18 protein-coding genes are annotated in these 18405 nt (G+C 60.9%); 8 read left to right on the top strand and 10 right to left on the bottom strand.

Translation table 11 applies throughout. The features are described from left to right. Positions 1 to 44 precede the first annotated feature (44 nt). The 4 genes from B5D49_RS02200 to B5D49_RS02185 form a co-directional block, all read right to left on the bottom strand. Positions 45 to 716, bottom strand: a complete 672-nt coding sequence (locus B5D49_RS02200; RefSeq protein WP_078715999.1) for a hypothetical protein — start codon at positions 714 to 716, stop codon at positions 45 to 47. A 312-nt stretch (positions 717 to 1028) separates the two neighbouring features. Beyond that, positions 1029 to 2981 carry an ATP-binding cassette domain-containing protein gene (locus B5D49_RS02195; RefSeq protein ID WP_078715998.1) on the bottom strand — a complete coding sequence of 651 codons (1953 nt, stop codon included), beginning with the start codon at positions 2979 to 2981 and terminating at the stop codon, positions 1029 to 1031. A gap of 147 nt (positions 2982 to 3128) precedes the next feature. Then, positions 3129 to 4409 carry a serine--tRNA ligase gene (gene serS, locus B5D49_RS02190; protein ID WP_078715997.1) on the bottom strand — a complete coding sequence of 427 codons (1281 nt, stop codon included), beginning with the start codon at positions 4407 to 4409 and terminating at the stop codon, positions 3129 to 3131. A gap of 89 nt (positions 4410 to 4498) precedes the next feature. After that, positions 4499 to 4921 (bottom strand): hypothetical protein, encoded by a 423-nt coding sequence (locus B5D49_RS02185; protein WP_144019054.1) that lies wholly within the window; start codon positions 4919 to 4921, stop codon positions 4499 to 4501. Positions 4922 to 5002: 81 nt separating this feature from the next. Between B5D49_RS02185 and B5D49_RS02180 the strand changes: the two genes are divergently transcribed. Beyond that, positions 5003 to 5488, top strand: a complete 486-nt coding sequence (locus B5D49_RS02180; protein ID WP_078715995.1) for a CinA family protein — start codon at positions 5003 to 5005, stop codon at positions 5486 to 5488. A 41-nt stretch (positions 5489 to 5529) separates the two neighbouring features. Next, positions 5530 to 6120 carry an RNA 2',3'-cyclic phosphodiesterase gene (thpR, locus tag B5D49_RS02175; protein WP_078715994.1) on the top strand — a complete coding sequence of 197 codons (591 nt, stop codon included), beginning with the start codon at positions 5530 to 5532 and terminating at the stop codon, positions 6118 to 6120. Positions 6121 to 6295: 175 nt separating this feature from the next. On the opposite strand, the gene B5D49_RS02170 is transcribed toward thpR, so the two are convergent. Continuing rightward, the gene (locus B5D49_RS02170) at positions 6296 to 6775 is read right to left on the bottom strand and encodes a flagellar assembly protein FliX (protein ID WP_078715993.1); all 480 of its coding nucleotides are present in this window, start codon (positions 6773 to 6775) and stop codon (positions 6296 to 6298) included. Between the two features lie 336 nt (positions 6776 to 7111). Between B5D49_RS02170 and B5D49_RS02165 the strand changes: the two genes are divergently transcribed. The 3 genes from B5D49_RS02165 to cmk all read left to right on the top strand — a co-directional run bounded on the left by B5D49_RS02165 (position 7112) and on the right by cmk (position 9508). Continuing rightward, entirely contained in the window at positions 7112 to 7552 is a 441-nt protein-coding gene (locus tag B5D49_RS02165; protein ID WP_078715992.1) for a universal stress protein, read from the top strand. Between the two features lie 190 nt (positions 7553 to 7742). Beyond that, positions 7743 to 8834: a histidinol-phosphate transaminase gene (gene hisC / locus B5D49_RS02160; RefSeq protein WP_078715991.1), complete on the top strand. Its 1092-nt coding sequence runs from the start codon at positions 7743 to 7745 to the stop codon at positions 8832 to 8834. Next, entirely contained in the window at positions 8834 to 9508 is a 675-nt protein-coding gene (gene cmk, locus B5D49_RS02155; protein ID WP_078715990.1) for a (d)CMP kinase, read from the top strand. Before hisC ends, cmk begins: the two co-directional genes overlap by 1 nt. A 112-nt stretch (positions 9509 to 9620) precedes the next feature. Here the strand turns inward: cmk and B5D49_RS02150 are convergent, their stop codons facing one another. From B5D49_RS02150 to B5D49_RS02135, 4 genes are all read right to left on the bottom strand, one after another. Next, entirely contained in the window at positions 9621 to 10322 is a 702-nt protein-coding gene (locus B5D49_RS02150; protein WP_078715989.1) for a class I SAM-dependent methyltransferase, read from the bottom strand. Between the two features lie 91 nt (positions 10323 to 10413). Next, positions 10414 to 11790, bottom strand: a complete 1377-nt coding sequence (locus B5D49_RS02145) for a trypsin-like peptidase domain-containing protein (RefSeq protein ID WP_078715988.1) — start codon at positions 11788 to 11790, stop codon at positions 10414 to 10416. Positions 11791 to 11815: 25 nt separating this feature from the next. Continuing rightward, positions 11816 to 12661 (bottom strand): zinc metalloprotease HtpX, encoded by an 846-nt coding sequence (gene htpX, locus B5D49_RS02140; protein ID WP_078715987.1) that lies wholly within the window; start codon positions 12659 to 12661, stop codon positions 11816 to 11818. A 218-nt stretch (positions 12662 to 12879) separates the two neighbouring features. Then, positions 12880 to 13338: an Hsp20/alpha crystallin family protein gene (locus B5D49_RS02135; RefSeq protein ID WP_078715986.1), complete on the bottom strand. Its 459-nt coding sequence runs from the start codon at positions 13336 to 13338 to the stop codon at positions 12880 to 12882. Positions 13339 to 13433: 95 nt separating this feature from the next. Between B5D49_RS02135 and B5D49_RS02130 the strand changes: the two genes are divergently transcribed. The 3 genes from B5D49_RS02130 (at position 13434) to cydB (ending at position 17511) form a co-directional block, all read left to right on the top strand. Further along, positions 13434 to 14771: an ATP-dependent 6-phosphofructokinase gene (locus B5D49_RS02130; RefSeq protein WP_078715985.1), complete on the top strand. Its 1338-nt coding sequence runs from the start codon at positions 13434 to 13436 to the stop codon at positions 14769 to 14771. Positions 14772 to 15139: 368 nt separating this feature from the next. Further along, complete coding sequence (locus B5D49_RS02125) at positions 15140 to 16450, top strand: cytochrome ubiquinol oxidase subunit I (RefSeq protein ID WP_078715984.1); 1311 nt, start codon at positions 15140 to 15142, stop codon at positions 16448 to 16450. Between the two features lie 23 nt (positions 16451 to 16473). After that, on the top strand, positions 16474 to 17511 hold the full coding sequence (gene cydB / locus B5D49_RS02120) for a cytochrome d ubiquinol oxidase subunit II (RefSeq protein ID WP_200806755.1): 1038 nt from the start codon (positions 16474 to 16476) through the stop codon (positions 17509 to 17511). Positions 17512 to 17660: 149 nt separating this feature from the next. Here the strand turns inward: cydB and B5D49_RS02115 are convergent, their stop codons facing one another. After that, positions 17661 to 18173 (bottom strand): YgjV family protein, encoded by a 513-nt coding sequence (locus tag B5D49_RS02115; RefSeq protein WP_078715983.1) that lies wholly within the window; start codon positions 18171 to 18173, stop codon positions 17661 to 17663. Positions 18174 to 18405 lie beyond the last annotated feature (232 nt).

Genomic DNA, 18405 nt, shown 5'->3' with positions numbered 1-18405 from the left:
ACAGCCGCGACCGAAAGCCGTGGCTGTTTTTGGGTTTTGTTTCGTTAATCGCGGGTGCGGTGGCGGAAGACCAATAATCCAAGAAGCCCGGAACTGAGCAGGAGCAGCGTTCCCTGGATGGGCGTGGCCGATATGCCGCTGGCGCTGGAGCCGTCGGCCAGGCTCTGCACGTGCAGCCCGACCCGGATCTCACCGTTGTTCATGGCGTTCAGCAGGGTTTGAAAGTCCAGCCCGGCCAGATTCCAGGTCACGGAAAGAAATTCCGCCTCTCCGATGCCGTTGTTCGGCACACCGCCGCGATGCTGCGGTCCCAACCCGAAGTCCGCCACAAAGGGATCGTCCAGTCCTGCGCCGCCGGGCATGTTCCACGGTGTGGCGGAGTACCAGTCCCCCTGGCTGTCCGTATAGGTCACGCCGGGCAGGCTGTCGTCCACGTTTGAAGGATCGCCGAACAGTCCGGCCATGGCTCCCCAATCGAAATAAATGGCGGTAATGGCGCCGTCTCCGGTGTTGCGCAGGGTAAAGGTGGCGGCATCGTCGTTACCGTCCACGTCCATGAAAATGCTGCCGGTGGGGAAAAGCCCCTCTACGGCTTCGAATCCCATGGTGGCGGCCCGGGCCGGACCCGCCGCAAGAAGAAGCAGTCCCAGCAGCAAGGCCGTTGTGGTAAGGCGCATGGTCCGGGATGCCCGGACGGCGGTGATGGTATTGCGCATGGTCGAACCCCCTGGTTATGGGAAAACCCCTTGAGCATACGGTAGGGGTTTCCAATGCGGAAACAAATCGGGCAAAAGTATGATTTGGGCGGTTTTTTCCGCCCGAGGCGGGAATGCAGGGGGTGTGCCGTAATGGGCAGACAAGCCTCCGGCAACCTGGGGAAAAGGCAAATGTTAAGCAAGGAAAAAACGCAGGCTCGTCAGGATCGCTGGGGTGCCGACCACAAAAGAAATGCTGGATAAAAAAGGCGATGCCGCGCACCAGTATTGAAGTTGCCGGCGGCACGAAGGGGGCGTTTGGGGGTGGCCTGTCTAGTTACTGCCCAATTCTTCCAGGCGGGTTTCGGCTTCCTCCCAACGGGCAAAGGCGGATTCCAGTTCTGCTTCCAGGGCCGCGAGCCGGTCCTGGGCTTCGGTGATGTCCTGGGCCGGGCGTTTGTAGAATTCCGGCGAGGACATGGCTTCATGAACCTGGGCGATATCCGATTCCAACGTTTCGATGCGAGCGGGCAGGTCGGCCAGTTCCTGGGTGAGCTGTTCCTGTTCGCGTTGCTCTTTGTAGCTGAGCTTGCGCGGTTTGGCGGGGGAGGCTGGGGGTTGGTCCGCTGCCGCGGGTTTGGAGCGTGGTTTTTGGGTCGGCACTTCGACCACCGGTTCCGGCCGTTGCCGGAGCCAGTCGTCGTATCCGCCCACATATTCGGCCACGCATCCGTCCCCTTCCAGAGCCAGGGTGCTGGTGACCACGTTGTTCAGAAATGCGCGGTCATGGCTCACGATGAGCACGGTTCCCTGGTATTCCATGAGCCGGTCTTCCAGCAGTTCCAGGGTTTCCGCGTCCAGGTCGTTGGTGGGTTCGTCCATGATCAGCAGGTTTGAGGGCCGGGTGAACAGGCGCGCCAGCAACAGGCGGTTGCGCTCGCCGCCCGAGAGCAGGCGTACCGGACACACGGCCCGGTCCGGCTCGAACAAAAAGCTTTTCAAGTAGCCCATGACGTGGCGGCGGTTGCCGTCCACCGTGACATAGTCGTTTCCTTCGGCCACGCTGTCGCGGACCGAGCGTTCCGGATCAAGTTCTTCGCGGTGCTGGTCGAAATAGGCGATTTCCAGGTTCGTACCCAGGCGCACCGTACCCGAATCCGGCTTGGCGCGGCCCAGGAGCACCTGGAGCAGGGTGGTTTTGCCCGCACCATTGGGACCGATCAGCCCCACGCGGTCGCCACGCATGATCGTGGTGTTCAGGTTGCGGAACACGGGCGTGCCGTCCCAGGCAAAGGAAACGTCCGTGGCTTCGACCACCATCTTCCCGGACCGGCCTGCCTCCTGCACGTTCAGGTCGGCCTTGCCCAGGCGTTCACGCCGTTGGTCCCTGTCCCGGCGCATCTGTTCCAGGGCGCGGACACGGCCCATGTTGCGGGTGCGGCGGGCTTTGAGTCCTCGTCGTATCCAGGCTTCCTCGGCGGCCAGTTTTTTGTCGAATTCGGCCCACTGCTTTTCCTCGTTTTCCAGCAGTGCGTCCCGGCGTTCCAGAAAGGTGTCGTAATCACAGCTCCAGTCCGCCAGATGCCCCCGGTCCAGCTCAATGATGCGCGTGGCCACCCGGCGCAGGAACATGCGGTCGTGGGTGATGAACACCAGGGTTTTGACCTGGCGGAGCAGAAATTCTTCCAGCCAGGCGATGGACGCGATGTCCAGGTGGTTGGTGGGTTCGTCCAGCAGCAGCACGTCCGGATTTCCTGCCAGGGCGCGGGCCAGCAGCGCCCGGCGCTTCAATCCGCCAGAGAGCGTTTCAAAGCGCGGGGCCGGGTCCAGGCTGAGGTGCGAGAGCACCGTGTCCACCGTGGAGAGCGCCTCCCAGGAGCCTAATTCCTCCAGCCGGGATTCCAGCCGGGCCAGTTCCGTCAGAGCCTGTTTCTGGTCCGCCTCGGAACCCTGCCCCTGAGCAATGTGGGTGCTGATTTCCTGGTGCCGGGCCAGGAGTGTGCCTGACTCTCCCAGCCCTGCTGTGACCACTTCATATATGGTGCCGGTCAATTCTTCGGGAACCTTTTGTGAAAGCCGGGCCACACGAACGCCCTGGGAGAGCACGACCTGTCCGCTGTCCGGGGTCAGGTCGCCGGACAGCAGCCGGAGCAGGGTGGACTTGCCCTGGCCGTTGCGTCCCACGATGCAGACCCGTTGCCCCTCTTCCACCTGGAAGGACACGTCGTCCAACAGCAGAGGACCGCCAAAGGAGATGCTGAGATTGCGCGCACTGAGCAGGGCCATGAGATTGCCTCACAGAAAGGTGGGAGGGTCAATAAAAAATAACAGCGTTTGGCGTCCCTGGTCCCGAACCAAAGGCCGTCCAGGTAAAGGATGGCCCCCGGTCCGGGGACTCAGGATGTCTTTGCCGGGGATTCCGGCATGATCAAGTTATTTTGCTGGCTCAATGACTTCGAGTCCGCCCATGTAGGGGCGAAGCACCTCGGGAACCACGATGGAGCCGTCTTTTTGCTGGTAGTTTTCCAGCACGGCCACCAGGGTGCGGCCCACGGCCAGTCCCGAGCCGTTCAGGGTATGCACGTAGCCCTTTTTTTTGGACCCCGCAGGCTGGAAGCGGATATCGGCGCGCCGGGCCTGGAAATCCTCGGTGTTGGAACAGGAGGATATTTCCCGGTAGTTGTTCTGGGCAGGCAGCCACACTTCCAGATCATAGGTCTTGGTGGCGGAAAACCCGATGTCCCCGGTGCAAAGGCTGATCACGCGGTAGGGCAGTTCCAGCCGCTGGAGCAGTTTTTCCGCCTGGGCGGTCATCTGCTCAAGCACGTCATAGGAGTTGTCCGGGTGCGCGAAATAGACCATCTCCACCTTTTGGAATTGGTGTTGCCGGATCAGTCCTTTGGTGTCTTTGCCGTAGGAACCCGCCTCGGAACGGAAGCAGGGGGTGAACGCGCAATAGCCGCGGGGCAGATCCGTCTCGGCCAACACCTCCCCGGCGTGCAGGTTGGTCAGCGGAACTTCGGCCGTAGGGATGAGGTAGAAATCCTTGAAGTCCAGGCGGAAAAGATCTTCCTCAAATTTGGGCAGCTGGCCCGTACCCTGCATGGTGGCGCGGTTGACCATGAACGGGGGCGTCACCTCGATCATGTCATGCTCGTTGATGTGCGTGTCCAGCATCCACATGGCCAGGGCGCGTTCCATGCGTGCCACGGAGCCGTAGCTCACGGCAAAGCGCGACCCCGCGAGCTTGGCGGCGCGTTCAAAGTCCACCAGGCCCAGATCCGTCCCCAGGTCCGCATGGTCCTTGATCGGGAAATCAAAGTCACGGGGCGTTCCCCAGCGGCGTACTTCGGGGTTGTCGTCCTCGGATTCGCCGTCCGGCGTGCTTTCGTGCAGCAGGTTCGGGCAGGAGAGCAGCCAGTCGCGTTCCCGCTCTTCCACTTCTTCCAGGGATGCGTCCAGTTCCTTGATGTGCGCGCCCACCGAGGACATGCTCGCGATGAGATCGGAGGCATCCTCCTTGGCGCGTTTTTTTTGAGCGATCTTTGCGGACGTGGCGTTGCGTTCGGCCTTGAGGGTTTCCACCTCACGGGTCAGAGCACGGCGCCGTTCATCCAGTTCGGCAAAGTCGGCCACATCCAGGGCGGCGCGGCGGCGCGTCAGAGCTTCGCGCACGGTGTCCAGATTGCCGCGTACAAATTTCAGATCCAGCATATCCTCTCCTCAAATAATCTCGTGTTCCCGGAGCACCTACCGGATTTCCCCGCCGCTGGCAAAGGGAAGCAAAGCCCCGGGACCGGGAGTCAAGGGTCAATGCCCGCGTCGCGATTGGCGCGGCGGGCCTGTAAGAGCACAAAGCCGCCAACGGTGAGGCCCAGGCCGGGCAAACTGCCCCACCAGAGTACGGCCAGCATGAAAAGCGTCGCCAGGAACAGCAGCGCGGCCTCGATCCGTTTGCTGCGTGTCCAGGGTTTATTCACCCAGACGACCTCCGCACGGATCCACCGCCGTATCCGTTTGGGAAAGCGCCCGGAAACCGGGAACCGCGGCAGACGGAAATCCAGCATCCCCACCAGAAACAGGGCGAGTCCGGCTCCGGCTTCGGTTCCCCGGTGCAGCCACACCGCAAGGGCCACCAGCAGCACCCCCAGGAGTTGTACAAGCCAGTTCCAGGGGTTTTGGTGCCGTCGCCAGAGCGTGGAGGCCAAAAAAGAACGCTTTTGCATGATCATTATTTTTAGGCTTGGCGTTCCGCAATTGCAACCATGAGGCCGGGTTGATATGGTGGGGTGAAGGCGAGGTAAAAAATGAATGCAAACTTAATGGAAGTGACCGCCGACGTCGGCGAGATGCTGCGCCAGCGGCACTGGAAAATGGCCACGGCTGAATCCTGCACCGGCGGACTGGTGGCCGCGCAATGTACGGAACTCCCGGGAAGCTCGGACTGGTATGCCGGGTCCGTGGTGGCCTATGGGAATAATGTCAAGATCGCCCTGCTCGGCATTTCCGGGGATCTGCTTTCCCGCGTGGGAGCCGTGAGCGAGGAAGTGGTTTCCATCATGGCCCCGGCCGTGTTGCGGACCATCGGGGCGCATGTGGCCGTGGCGGTTTCAGGCATTGCCGGACCCGACGGCGGCACCGAGGACAAACCCGTGGGAACCGTCTGGATGGCCTGGGCTGATTTTCAGGAAAATCAACGCACCGAACTGTTTCATTTCGAGGGCGACCGACAGGCCGTGCGCGAGCAAGCTACCTTCGCGGCCCTGGAGGGGTTGCGCGCCTTTTTGCGCTGAACCTTCCTCACGTTTGCTGTCCCCCCGAAACCGGAGGGCGCATGTCGAATTCCGAATCAACCATGCGCGTTTTTGCGGGAATCCCTTTGGATTCCCGCAATGCCGCAAAGGCCGTGGAACTGGTAGGACAACTGCGCGCCGCATCCGGCCCGCTGCACGGAGCGCGGCTCTCCTGCCCCAGCTCCCAACGTCTGCACCTGACCTTGAAATTTTGCGGCGACGTACCCGAACAGCGTATACCGGACATGCTTGCGGCGTTGCAAAATCTGGTCTGGGATCCTTTTGAATTGCAATTCGGCGGGGCGGGCGTGTTTCCGCAACCATCCAGACCGCGTGTGTTCTGGGCCGGGGTTCGGCGTGGCGCCGAAGAGCTGACGCGGCTGGCGCAACAGGTGAATAACGCTCTGGTCCCGCTTGGCCTGCAATCCGATCAACGACCCTATCATCCCCACCTGACCCTCTGCCGTGTGCGCGATTCCCGCCAGGCACGCTGGGATCAGGCCATTGAAATGGCCGAAGCCTGGCAATGGCCGTGCATGGCCGTGTCGCGCCTTGTGCTCTGGCAATCCATATTGCAGTCGAGTGGACCGGAATACCGCTCTCTTGGCGAGAGCCTGTCCGCTGGAAAATAGGGGGATGTTTCCGGCGGCCCAAGGGTCCGCAATATTTTGGAATCCCTTTTTTTGGTCTTGCGCTGCCGGACGGGCGCGAAATCGGATGGAATGCTGAAAAAAAACCGCTGTTCCTTGGGAGCAGCGGTCAATTGGAGTCCATCGAGGGCGGGGGGCGCCCCGGGCGGGTGGTGAATCAGCCCAGGTAGTCCCCCCGGTTGAACTTGAACTGCTCGGTACGAGCCAGCACTTCCAGTTCATTGACGATGTTTCGCAGCCCGGGTTCCTGATCGGCCACGGACTTGAGTCCGTCCACCTGGCCCTGCATGTTCTGCAACGCGGAGTGAGCCTCGCGCAAGCCGCTTCCATCGGGGGCGACATTACGGAGCTTTTCCGTGTAGTTGTCCATGCCGTCCAGGGCGGCTTCCACTTTGGCGGCCGCTTGGCCCGCGTCCGTGGATTGGACCTGTTGCACGGCCTGGAGGCCGAGCAGGGGATTGACGCCCGCAAGCGGTGTGGCCGGGGTTGCACCGGGTGTCTTGGCGACTTCGGCGGACTTGGCCACCTCCTGCCCGAGCAGGTCGTCAAACGACGTGGAGGGCTGCTTGGTCTTGTCCGTCTGCTGCTGTTGTTGCGACTGACGGACACCCTCGATCTGGTCAGGATGGATCTTCATGTTCGTACTCCTCATCCTGTGGTTTCCTTGACGGATGCAAGAGGTTTGCCAATGTGTTTATTATGCGTAATACACTCATATCGTAGCTTTTTTGTTCTGCGCCAGAGGAAAAAACTGCCGAAGCGATCGTCTTGGGTGTTGCCGGGACCGAACGTTTCTTCCGGTGCGGCCCGAACAGGATACGATATGGCGGCATTTGGCGCAAATGCGTCCTGTCCGGGTGGGTTGCATTTGAAATTTAACTGAAAAGTCATGGCAGTTCGGTTTCAGTCATGATATATCTAAAACCAAGAATTGAAATTCGACGCAACCATTCATACTGAGAAGGAGCAAAATATGCCTGAGATCAAGAAGATTCTTTGCGCCGTGGACTTTTCCGAGCACAGCTCCAAGGTCGCCGCCTACACCAGCACCATGGCCAGGGCGTTCGATGCCCAGGTGCTCTGCGTTTACGTGGCCCCGAGCCTGAGTCAATACGTGGGCTTCAAGGTTCCGGCCAGCTCCATCGACGAATTCGTCGGGGAGATCGTCACGGGCGCGGAAAGCACCATGGAGGAGTTCCTCGGAAATGAGTTCCAGGGGCTGAACGCCAGCGGCAAGGTGCTTACCGGCTACGCCGCCGAAGAAGTGCTGGAACTGGCCAAGCAGGAAGAGGTGGACATGATCGTCATGGGCACCCATGGCCGGAAGGGGATCGACCGTGTGTTGTTCGGTTCCGTGGCCGAAAAGGTCGTCAAGTCGGCCCGTTGTCCGGTGGTGACGGTCCGCCCGGACTAAAAGGCGCACGTCGTTTCGCGGCGTTGGGCAGACGGCCGCCACAATGGTTCAAGGTTCCGGTTACTGGGTGGCTGGCAGGCTCTTTACGCTGCAACGGAAAGATTATAACAGACACGGCCCGGTTGGGCCGTGTCTTTTTTTTGGAGTCGGCGCCGGTCCCTTTTTCAACGGGTACCCCAAGGAAGGAACGATGAAAGAGCGTGTACGCAAGCAGATTCTGGATTTCAAGCCCTACACCCCGGGATTGACCCTGGAGGATATTCGCGAGGAATACGGAGTGGAGCGGGTCATCAAACTGGCCAGCAATGAAAACCCCCTCGGTGTTTCCCCCGTGGTGCAAAAGGTTCTGGGCCAAAAGGCCGCCGAGGTCTTCCGCTACCCGCAGAACCATTCGCCCCGTCTGGCCGCGGCCCTGGCCGAGCGCCTCGGCGTGGAGCCGGACATGGTGGTGGTGGGCAACGGGTCCGACGAGATTATCGACATGCTTTACCGCGTGGTGGCGGAACCGGGCCGGGACAATGTGGTCTGCTATGAGCACAGCTTCAGCATGTACCGCATGTGTGCGAAACTCTGCGGCGTGGAATACCGCGAAATTCCCCGGGAGCACGGATTGGGGTTGCCCATGGAGCATCTGGCCCGGGCCGCGGACGAGCACACGGCCCTGGTGTTTCTTACCAGCCCGGATAACCCCACGGGGCTGGCGGCCACGGCCGATGAAATCGCGAAATTGTCCCGTGCCTTGCCGGAAGGAGCGCTGCTTGTGGTGGACGGAGCGTACGCGGAGTTCGCCGAACCCCAGGATATCTATGAAGCGGCGCCGCGACTGGCCGAGCTGGACAACCTGGTGCTGCTGCGCACGTTTTCCAAGGCCTATGGTCTGGCCGGAATGCGGTTGGGCTATGGGATCATGCCCGCGTGGCTGGCTTCGTATCTGCGCCGGGCGCGCATTCCCTTTACCGTGAACCTGCCTGCCGAGGCCGCCGGTTTGGCCGCTTTGGAGGACGAGGTCTTTCTTTCCGAAACATTGCGGGTGGTCTGCGAAGGGCGCGACTATCTCGGCCGGGAGCTGGCAGCGCTGGGCTGCGAGGTTACCCCGTCCCAGGCCAATTTTCTGATGTTCCGGCCGCCCAGCGACGCGACAGTGTTTTTTGAGGGCATGCTGCGTCGTGGGATAATTGTTCGTCACCTCAAGAGTTTCGGCCTGCCCGACCACATCCGGGTGAACATGGGAACGGAATCGGAAAACCGGGCCTTTGTGTCCGCCTGTCGGGAGCTGCTTTGATGGATCATGTCGTGGTGACGTTGGATGGTCCGGCCGGGGTGGGCAAATCCACCATGGCCAAGGGCTTGTCCGAGGCCTTGGGGATTCCCTATCTGGACACGGGCGCCATGTTTCGGGGCGTGGCCTGGCGTCTGGGCCGCAATGCCTGGGAATGGGATGCGGACCGGCTCGCCCGCGCCCTGGAGGAAATCCGGTTTGATCTTCATGGCTCGGGCGCGGATTCCGGCCTGAGTTTGAATGGAGAGCCGTTGGGGGCGGAAATCCGCACCGAGGAAGTGGGTATGTGGGCTTCGCACGTGGCCAAGCTCCCGGTGATCCGTGATTTTTTGAAGGCGGCCCAGCGTGCTGTGGGTGAGCGTTCTTCCTTGGTGGCCGAGGGACGCGACATGGGCAGCGTGGTTTTTCCCAATGCCCTGATGAAGTTTTTTTTGGATGCGGATCCCGAGGAACGGGCGCGTCGCCGGTATGAGCAACTGCGCGCCATGGGCCGGGAGGCGGATTTGGAGGCGCTGACCAAAAGCATTCGCGCCCGGGACGAGCAGGACCGCAACCGGGCCGTGGCTCCGCTCCGTGCGGCATCGGACGCTGTGGTGGTGGATACCACGCGGCTCTCCGAAGAAGTGGTGGCGGCCACGTTGCTGGAAACCGTGCGACAGCGGATGGCTGGAAAATAATGTTCCAGGGGCATTGTCTGCTCCCCGAATACTTTTCCCATTTTGGGGAAACAAAGCGCCTCGGCTTGCCGGGGCGTTTTTGCGTTCCTGGTGCCTTGGTCCTCCGCCGGAGTCAGGGACGTTGCAACATCAGGGTGATGCCCCGGGCGTTGTTGCCGTTCATGGTGGTGAAGGTGGCTTCCTTGCGGATCAGCGGGTGCCAGCCGGTAAAAAGCTGGTCCAGCCAGGCCGGGTCGTGGTGGCGCATGACGCCGCCGCCGGAAATGGCGAACACGCCGTAGGTGCCGAATTCTTCGGCGAACCGGGCGTAGCGTTCCTGGTTGCGTTGGTCCGGGGCCAACAGAAAGTCGTTCACCAGCAGGAATCCGCCGGGGCGCAGCACGCGTGTCAATTCGTCCAGTAGGGAGCGCTGGTCCCGGTCATGGCGTATGCAGGTCAGCACGGCCAGAAGCAGGACCGCGTCCATGCTCTGGTCCGGCAGAGGCACCCGGCCCGGACCGCAGGCAGCCAGTTGCAAGTGGGGATGCTCCCTGCGGCCGCGTTGGAGCATGGCTAGGGCGAAATCCAGGCCCAGGGTCCGGGTGAAGCCGAATTGTTCCAGAAGCGTAAGCGTTCTGCCGTATCCGCAGCCGTAGTCCAGGATGCGGGCCTGCGGAGTCAGGCGCTCCTGAAGCAGTTCCAGGGGCAGAGGGGTGGTGAAGTTTTTTTCCGGAGCCACCCGGTTCCAGTATTCCCGGTCCTGGTTCGGGTTCGGGCCGAGGGGGGCGAGATGCGGCAGAACTGTGTCTGACTGGTCCTGAGAGTGGGATGGCATGGCAGATCCTTTGATTCGGTTCCCGTGGGCATCTGTCCGGAGTTCAAAACGGACGCGCCCTGTTTTTGCGGTCTTCTGGTGGTGATCTGGTTCAGGGGGTCACGTTCATTTTTACATAATACAGCCCGTTGCCGCGCTGCACCCGCATGAGCAGGGTGTGTTGCAGCCGGTAGTAGAGAAACGCGGTGGCCAGGTCGGCGGCTTCCCGCACGCGCACATTGCCCACGCGGAGGAGGATGTCTCCCTGCTGCAGACCGAGGCGGGCCGCTGGCGTGTCGGGCAACACGCGTTCAATGCGCGTGCCGCCGTTGTGTCCGGAGGGACGCGGCGCGATGTGCATGCCCCAGCGATGTTCGGTCAGGCGCAGGGTTTGTTCCAGATTCAGCGCCTGAGGCCGGAGTCCCACGGAAATTTCGCGCCCCTGCCGATGGAGGAGCACGCGCAGGGAGTCGTTTCGCGTATGGTTGCGGAGCAGGTCCACATAGTTGCGGCGGTCCGTGACCGGATTGCGGTTGATGCGCAGGATCACGTCTCCGGGCCGGATATCCGCCTGAGCCGCGGGTGTGCCGTTGATCACGTCCGTGACCAGCAGTCCTTCCAGACTTTTCAGCCCCAGAGCCGAGGCCGTGGCCGGATCCAGGTCCGAGCCGAAAACGCCCAGCCAGATGGGGGCCACATAGCCTGAAACCAACAGTTCATCCACGACGCGTCTGGCTTTGTCGATGGGGATGGAAAAGCCGATGCCCTGGCCCTCGGCCAGGATGGCGGTATTGATGCCGATGAGTTGGCCCAGGCTGTTCAGCAACGGGCCGCCGGAATTGCCGGGGTTGATGGCCGTGTCTGTCTGGATGAAGTCCGTGAACGTGCCGTCCCGGCTGGTCAGGGAGCGGTTCAGGGCCGATACAACGCCTGTGGTCACGGTGTGGGCGTAGCCAAAGGGGTTGCCGATGGCGATGACAGGTTCGCCGATGAGCAGGTCCGAGGAGGTTCCCATCTCGATTTCCGGCAGGTTTCTGGCGTCTTGCAGCTTGAGCACGGCCAGATCGAAATCCGGGTCCGACCCCACCAGTTCCGCCTGAAATTCCCGGCCGTCCAGCAGGCGCACCAGCACTTCGGCAGCGTTGTCAATGACGTGGGCATTGGTGAGCACCAGTGCTTTTTGGCCGTCGATGATCACGCCCGACCCCATGCTTCCGCCCCGTTTTGCCGAGCGGGGCCGGATTCCGGGCCGGGTGTTGCCACGTTGTTGTCGCAGGGCCGTGATGTTCACCACGGCAGGGGCCGCGGCTTCCACGGCGCGTACCACCCGGGTCCGGCGGGGATTCTCTGATTCCGGGGCAGCCAGGGCGGTTGTTGCCAGGGTCAGGACCGCGAGCAGGCAGGGCAGCAGGACATGGCACAAGACCGGGATGCGTTGCGGTTGGAAAACCGGAACCGGGCCGGAGGGGGGGACGGACTGGTTGGGCATGGCGTCTCCGATGTTCGGCCGGGAATCAGCTGCGCCGGGCCATATCCTTGAGCCGGGCGATGCGTTCCTCCACGGGCGGGTGGGTGCTGAACAACCCGGCCAGACTGCGTCCGGACAGCGGGTTGACGATGAACATGTTTTCTGTGGCCGGACTGCCCTGGAGGGGGCGTTGCTCCGCGCCTTGTTGGAGTTTTGCCAGGGCCGAGGCCAGGGACAGGGGACTGCCGCAGAGTTTGGCCCCGGTCTCATCGGCCAGATACTCGCGCGAGCGGGAAATAGCCATTTGAATCAACGTGGCGGCCACGGGCGCGAGGATGGAAAGCAGGATGGCAGCCAGGGGATTGGCGCCTTCGTCATCGTCTCCACCGCCGAAAAAAGCGGCAAATCGCATCATGCTTGCCACGAACATGATGGCCGTGGCCAGCACCGCGGAAACGGACTGGATCAGAATGTCGCGATTGGCCACATGACCCATTTCATGGGCAAGCACGCCGCGCAGTTCATCCTGGGTCAGCAGGCGTAGAATGCCACTGGTCACGGCCACAACCGCGTTTTCGGGATTGCGCCCCGTGGCAAAGGCATTGGGCGAGTCCTGCGGGATCAGGGCAACGCGGGGTTTGGGGATACCGGCATTGCGAGCCAGGTCTTCCACGATGGCGTGCAACTGGGGCGCCTCATGCGGTTCCAGAATTTGGGCGCGATACATGCGCAGCACCACTTTGTCCGAATACCAGTAGCTGAAGAAGTTCATGCCCAGGGCCAGAATCATGGCAAAGATCAATCCGGCCCGGCCGCCCATGGCCGCACCGAGAAAGAGAATGATGGCGGACAGGGCCGCCAGGAGAATTAGGGTTTTTATTTGGCTGCTCATGCTATCCTTCTATGCGATCGCGGTGGACGCGTTTTCCGGGTTGTGTCCGCGTGGGGACATTGGAGGAAAGTCCGACGTAGAGCCGCGAAAGGGCACGCGCTGGTGCGTTGTGCCGCCTATAAGGGGGTGCGGTCTTGGCACCGGGGCTTTCCGACATTCGGTAAGAGGATAGTGCCTCCGGTCCGTGAGTCAAGAGCGCGCCACAGGGCCAAAGCGGGTTATTCCGGAAGGATGCGTCGGTTTGTCTTGGGTTTGCGGCGTAAGGTCACACGCAGGAGTCCGTTTTTCAGCACGGCGCTTACGCTGTGGGGGTCCGCGTCCGAGGGGAGCATAAAGCTGCGTTGGAAGGGACCGTATTCCAGTTCCAAAGCGTGGTAGGTGACGTTTTCAGCGGAAATGGGCCGCTCCCCGGAGATATGCAGGGCGCCGTCACCCACATCAACCTGGATTTGTTCCAGGTCCACGCCGGGAACCTCCAGGAGGAAGGTCAGTTCCTCTCCGTCCTCAAATACGTCCGCCGCCGGAGTTCCCACAAACGTACCGTGATGTCGCGCCATGCGGCGAAGGCCCATGAGCCGTTGCGCGACCCGGTCGTCCTCATCACCCAGAGGCATCCACGGTTTCCAGCCGTTCTCGTCCATGATTTCGACCTGTGCGTATGTGCGGGCGTCTTGCATTTGGAACGCCCTTGTTTTTCCCACTGGCCCGGGGTAAGAATTACTGTTTAGAACAATGCATACATTGTTTTCGCAAGCCTGAAAAGGAGTGGTTCATGCATACCCGCAGTTTTCGATTCGAACCATTGTCCCCCGAGGACACGGAAATACGGACGCTTGGCCTGGCGAGCGTGGAATCCCCGCTTCAGCTGGAGCGGTACATTGATGAGGATGATTCCATTTTCGTGGAGGTCTACCGGGATGCGCGGTACTGCGCCAGGGATGGGGAGGGCGCGGCCCAGCCCGTGGTCTTTGAGCATGCCGGGCCAAGGGAAAAATTGTTTTTCGATCCCTCCAAGACCAAATGCGCGGTGGTTACCTGCGGGGGGCTGTGTCCGGGGTTGAACAACGTGATCCGCTCCATCGTGCTGGAAGCGCATCATTTTTACGGGGTGCCAGCGGTTTTCGGCGTGCGCTACGGTCTGGCCGGATTCATTCCGGAACACGGCTATAATTTTGAGGAATTGACGCCCCGCAGCGTGGGAGACATCCACGAGTTCGGCGGCACCATGCTCGGTTCCTCGCGTGGGCCGCAATCTCCGGAGGAGATCGTGGACGCGCTGGAACGGATGAACATCGGGATTCTGTTCATGATCGGCGGGGACGGCACCATGCGGGCCGCATCCAAGGTGCAGCAGGAAATCGCGGACCGGGACGCGCGCATTGCCGTGGTGGGCGTACCCAAGACCATTGACAACGACATCAGTTTCGTGGCCAAGACGTTCGGCTTTGACACGGCCGTGCAAAAGGCCACCGAAGCGATCCGCTGTGCGCATACCGAGGCACTGGGCGGACCCAATGGCATCGGCGTGGTCAAGCTCATGGGTCGCAATGCCGGATTCATTGCCGCGGAAGCGTGCCTGGCCCTGCGGGACGTCAATTTTGTGCTCGTGCCGGAGGAACCGTTTGACCTGCATGGGTCCGGCGGCCTGTTGGATGCGCTGGAAAAGCGTCTGGCCGACCGGGGGCACGCGGTCATTGTGGTGGCCGAGGGCGCGGGCCAGGATATGTTCAAGGACATTCACGGCACCGATGCCTCGGGCAACGTGCGCCTGGGCGACATCGGTTCCATGCTCTGCGCGGAGATCAAAAAGTATTTTCAGGAGCGGGAAACGGAGATCACGCTCAAATACATTGATCCCAGCTACATCATCCGTTCGGTTCCGGCCAACAGCGCGGACGGGATCTATTGCGGCTTCCTGGGGGCGCATTCGGTACACGCGGCCATGAGCGGGCGCACCGGCATGGTGGTCAGCAAGTGGAACGGCCGGTTCGTCCATATTCCCTTCTCCCTGATCACCCGGGGCAAGAAGAGCATCAATACCCGGTCCAATTACTGGCGGGCCGTGCTCGAGGCTACAGGGCAGCCGTTGAGCCTGCGTTGTTCTGAATAATCCTACGAAATTTGGAATCATTTTCGCCCGGAGTGTTGTTGCGCACTCCGGGCGAGGTACGTTTTGATCTTTTTTTGCCCTCTTGTAGTGGGATTTCATGCGCTGTGACATGTCCTGGCTGATGATTCTACGAAAAAGGCTTTTCCCTTGCTTATGCTTGTGAATTCAAGCTACATTCTTACTACTCTGGTCCGTCCGGCGGACAGCGGAGCATGGGAAGCGCCGAAATCCGGGGATCAAAGGTCCGTTTGACCCACAGCGGGCCATAAAAATAGGAATGGTAATTCTTATTGATTTTATTTTGGTCTTTGGTATCGTGCCGAAACCATGAATTTTGAAAGGAAATATATGTAAAGGGGGTTTTGGGTATGGACGTTGTCATGCTGTCCAGGCTGCAATTTGCCGCGGCCACCATGTTCCACTTCATCTTCGTGCCGCTCACGTTGGGACTTTCGGTGCTCATCGCGGTGATGGAGACCATGTATGTGCGTTCCGGCAACGAGGTGTACCAGCGCATGGCCAAGTTTTGGGGAAAACTCTTCCTCATCAACTTTGCTCTCGGCGTGGTCACGGGCATCACGCTGGAATTCCAATTCGGCACCAACTGGTCCCGGTACTCCACGTTCGTGGGGGACATTTTTGGTTCGCTGCTGGCCATTGAAGCCACTGCGGCCTTTTTTTTGGAGTCCACCTTTGTGGCGGTCTGGGCCTTCGGTTGGAAGCGTCTTTCGGCCAAGGCGCACTGCGTGGCCGCTTGGCTCATCGCCTTTGCGGGCAATCTTTCCGCAGTGTGGATTCTCATCGCCAACGGGTTCATGCAGGATCCCACCGGGTATGAAATCGTCCAGACCGCAGCCGGACCGCGTGCCGAGCTGGTGGATTTCTGGGCCGTCATTTTCAATCCCTTTGCCTGGCACGAGTTCGTCCACACCGTGACCGGCTCGCTGGCCCTGGGGGCGTTTTTTGTCGTGGGCATCAGCGCCTGGCATCTGCTGCGGAAGAATCAAATGGACTTTTTCCGCCGCTCCTTCCGGGTGGCCGTGCCGTTCGCGCTGGTGGCCTCCCTCGTGGTGGCCGGCCAGGGCCACTTCCACGGCAACCATGTGGCCGAGGTGCAGCCCGCCAAGCTTGCGGCCATGGAGGCCCACTTCGAGACCCAGGCCAATGCGCCCATGTATTTGCTCCAGATTCCCGGGGAAAAAGAAAATAAGCTGGAGGCGCTGCCCATTCCCTCCATGCTCTCCATTCTGGCCTTCAACCATCCCGACGCCGTGGTCAAGGGGCTGAACGACTTTCCCGAGGAGGACCGTCCGCCGGTCGTGCTGACCTTCCTGAGCTTCCGCGTCATGGTGGGCATCGGCACGCTCATGATTCTGGTGGGTGGCTGGGCCTGGCTCAAGCGCAACAACATCGACGATCAGCGTCTGCTTTTGCGCGTGCTGCCCTTCATGATCCCGCTGCCCTACATCGCGTTGCAGGCCGGGTGGATTGTTGCGGAGGTGGGCCGCCAGCCCTGGATCGTGTACGGATTGATGCGCACGTCGGACGCGGCCTCCCCTGTGCAGCCCGGTCAGGTGACCGGCTCTCTGGTGGCCATGGTTCTGATTTACGCCCTGCTGGGCGCGGCGGGTATCTTCCTTATGGTCCGCGCCGCAAGAAAGGGACCGCACAAGGCCTAGCCGTCCAATAAAGGAGAATCGGAATGCTTGAAAGCACTCATCTGTATCTTGCCGGTATCTGGTTTATTTTGTGGGGCGTCCTCTGGGCGGTCTACTTTGCCCTGGACGGCTTTGACTTTGGCGTGGGAACGCTCCTGCCGTTTTTGGCCAAATCCGAAGAGGAAAAACGGATCATGCTCAACTCGGTGGGTCCGTTTTGGGATGGCAACGAAGTCTGGCTCATCGCGGCCGGCGGCGTGACCTTTGCGGCTTTTCCCTTTGCCTATGCCGTGATGTTCAGCTGGCTGTATACGCCGTTGCTGCTCCTGCTGTTTGCCTTGATTTTGCGCGGGGTTTCCTTTGAGTTCCGCAGCAAGATCGAAAGTCCGGCCTGGAAAAAGGTCTGGGACACCTGCCAGTTCCTGGGCAGTGTGTTGCCCTCCATCCTGCTGGGCGTGGCCTTTGCCAACATCTTCCAGGGGCTGCCCTTCAACGCGGACTACGTGAACCCGGGCGGCACCCTGGAGCTGCTCAATCCTTACGGTCTGGCCGGGGGCGTGCTCTTTTTGGTCATTTTCGTGACCCACGGAGCCATCTGGCTGGCCGTGCGCACCGAGGGTGCGTTGCAGCAGCGGGCCGTGAACGTGGCCACCAAACTGTGGCCCGTGTTGCTGGTGCTGGTGTTGGTATTCCTGGCCTGGAGCTGGGTCGGCACCAAGCTGTTCAGCAACTATCAGCAGTACCCTGTGTTGTTCCTGCTGTTGGCCCTGCCCGTGGGCGGATTGCTGCTTATGCGTGTGTTCATGGCTGCTGGCAAGTGGTGGAAGGCCTGGTTTTCTTCCCTGGCGTTCATCATCGGCACCACCATGTTCGCGGTGGTGGGGTTGTTCCCGGCCATTATGCCTGCCAGTCCGAACCCCCAGTACAGCGTGACCATTCACAACGCGTCTTCGTCCGAGTTGACGCTGTCGATCATGCTCGGCGTGGCCCTGGTGTTTGTACCCCTCGTCATCGCGTATCAGGCGTGGGCGTATAAGACCTTTGCCTCCGCTCCCGTGGGCGAGGATGACATCGAGTATTAGAAGCCTTTGAGGGGGCAATGCGGTTGCGGCTTGAGCCGGGCCGCGCTCCCGCTTGAATGTCTTGAACGAATCAAAAGGAACGCCGGGGACTCCAAGTGGAGTTCCCGGCGCTTTTCGTGCCGAAGAGGGACCGGGATGCCGGTCGAGGATCAGGATTGCTCCAGAGGATGCTTCCGCCGGATGTAGTAGCGGTAGTACCCGGCGAGATTGCTGCACAGGAACAGGGATTCCAGCAGCACGGCACCGGGGGAACCGGCCAGCACGTTGTGAACGATCCAGACAACGGTTCCGGCCATCATGACCAGACGCAGCTTTTTGTCCGTGTTGCAAAACACGGCGGTGGTGTGCAGCAGGGAACCGGCGCAGCTCATCAGGCTGAGCATGCCTTCATAGGTCAGGGCCGTGGCCGCCAGGGTCAGGACCAAAAAGACTTCCATGGTGCGTTTGGAGTTGCGAAACAGCCCCACCAAATAGCGAATGGCGGACAGCATCATGAGCAGCCCGGCCGTGGAATGACCCAGCATGAAAAAGTGAATGGCCGTGAGCGTCACCGAGACGAACAGACAGATCAGGATGCGGTTGCGCCGTTTAAACTGAAAGGAAATCGCATCGGAAATGATCGCGAGGCAGACAAGGATTTGCGAGAGTGTATAGAGGGACATGAGGCATTCTCTGACAACAGTTGCAGGGGTTGGATGATCCGTCGTTCAAGGCGGTTCGGGCCGAATGTGGCGCGGCGTCGATCCCGGGCAGGGGGGGCGGACCAAGTGGTGTGTGTAAGGCCCAGGGTGCCGTTGCAAAAGGTCACTCTTGGGGAAGATGCGGGAAATGGCAAGCAAATCCCGTGGAAATATGGCGTTGTTCCACTGCTTGGAACGTGGGGACGGCTAAAAC

Source organism: Paucidesulfovibrio gracilis DSM 16080, assembly GCF_900167125.1.
Lineage (GTDB): Bacteria > Desulfobacterota > Desulfovibrionia > Desulfovibrionales > Desulfovibrionaceae > Paucidesulfovibrio > Paucidesulfovibrio gracilis.
This window is presented reverse-complemented; position numbering and strand designations above follow the sequence as displayed.

What these genes read in the sequence shown, in the direction of transcription:
- B5D49_RS02200 (WP_078715999.1), bottom strand. Translation starts at nt 716, where the DNA reads ATGCGCAATACCATCACCGCCGTCCGGGCATCCCGGACCATGCGCCTT.
- B5D49_RS02195 (WP_078715998.1), bottom strand. Translation starts at nt 2,981, where the DNA reads ATGGCCCTGCTCAGTGCGCGCAATCTCAGCATCTCCTTTGGCGGTCCT.
- serS (WP_078715997.1), bottom strand. Translation starts at nt 4,409, where the DNA reads ATGCTGGATCTGAAATTTGTACGCGGCAATCTGGACACCGTGCGCGAA.
- B5D49_RS02185 (WP_144019054.1), bottom strand. Translation starts at nt 4,921, where the DNA reads ATGCAAAAGCGTTCTTTTTTGGCCTCCACGCTCTGGCGACGGCACCAA.
- B5D49_RS02180 (WP_078715995.1), top strand. Translation starts at nt 5,003, where the DNA reads ATGAATGCAAACTTAATGGAAGTGACCGCCGACGTCGGCGAGATGCTG.
- thpR (WP_078715994.1), top strand. Translation starts at nt 5,530, where the DNA reads ATGTCGAATTCCGAATCAACCATGCGCGTTTTTGCGGGAATCCCTTTG.
- B5D49_RS02170 (WP_078715993.1), bottom strand. Translation starts at nt 6,775, where the DNA reads ATGAAGATCCATCCTGACCAGATCGAGGGTGTCCGTCAGTCGCAACAA.
- B5D49_RS02165 (WP_078715992.1), top strand. Translation starts at nt 7,112, where the DNA reads ATGCCTGAGATCAAGAAGATTCTTTGCGCCGTGGACTTTTCCGAGCAC.
- hisC (WP_078715991.1), top strand. Translation starts at nt 7,743, where the DNA reads ATGAAAGAGCGTGTACGCAAGCAGATTCTGGATTTCAAGCCCTACACC.
- cmk (WP_078715990.1), top strand. Translation starts at nt 8,834, where the DNA reads ATGGATCATGTCGTGGTGACGTTGGATGGTCCGGCCGGGGTGGGCAAA.
- B5D49_RS02150 (WP_078715989.1), bottom strand. Translation starts at nt 10,322, where the DNA reads ATGCCATCCCACTCTCAGGACCAGTCAGACACAGTTCTGCCGCATCTC.
- B5D49_RS02145 (WP_078715988.1), bottom strand. Translation starts at nt 11,790, where the DNA reads ATGCCCAACCAGTCCGTCCCCCCCTCCGGCCCGGTTCCGGTTTTCCAA.
- htpX (WP_078715987.1), bottom strand. Translation starts at nt 12,661, where the DNA reads ATGAGCAGCCAAATAAAAACCCTAATTCTCCTGGCGGCCCTGTCCGCC.
- B5D49_RS02135 (WP_078715986.1), bottom strand. Translation starts at nt 13,338, where the DNA reads ATGCAAGACGCCCGCACATACGCACAGGTCGAAATCATGGACGAGAAC.
- B5D49_RS02130 (WP_078715985.1), top strand. Translation starts at nt 13,434, where the DNA reads ATGCATACCCGCAGTTTTCGATTCGAACCATTGTCCCCCGAGGACACG.
- B5D49_RS02125 (WP_078715984.1), top strand. Translation starts at nt 15,140, where the DNA reads ATGGACGTTGTCATGCTGTCCAGGCTGCAATTTGCCGCGGCCACCATG.
- cydB (WP_200806755.1), top strand. Translation starts at nt 16,474, where the DNA reads ATGCTTGAAAGCACTCATCTGTATCTTGCCGGTATCTGGTTTATTTTG.
- B5D49_RS02115 (WP_078715983.1), bottom strand. Translation starts at nt 18,173, where the DNA reads ATGTCCCTCTATACACTCTCGCAAATCCTTGTCTGCCTCGCGATCATT.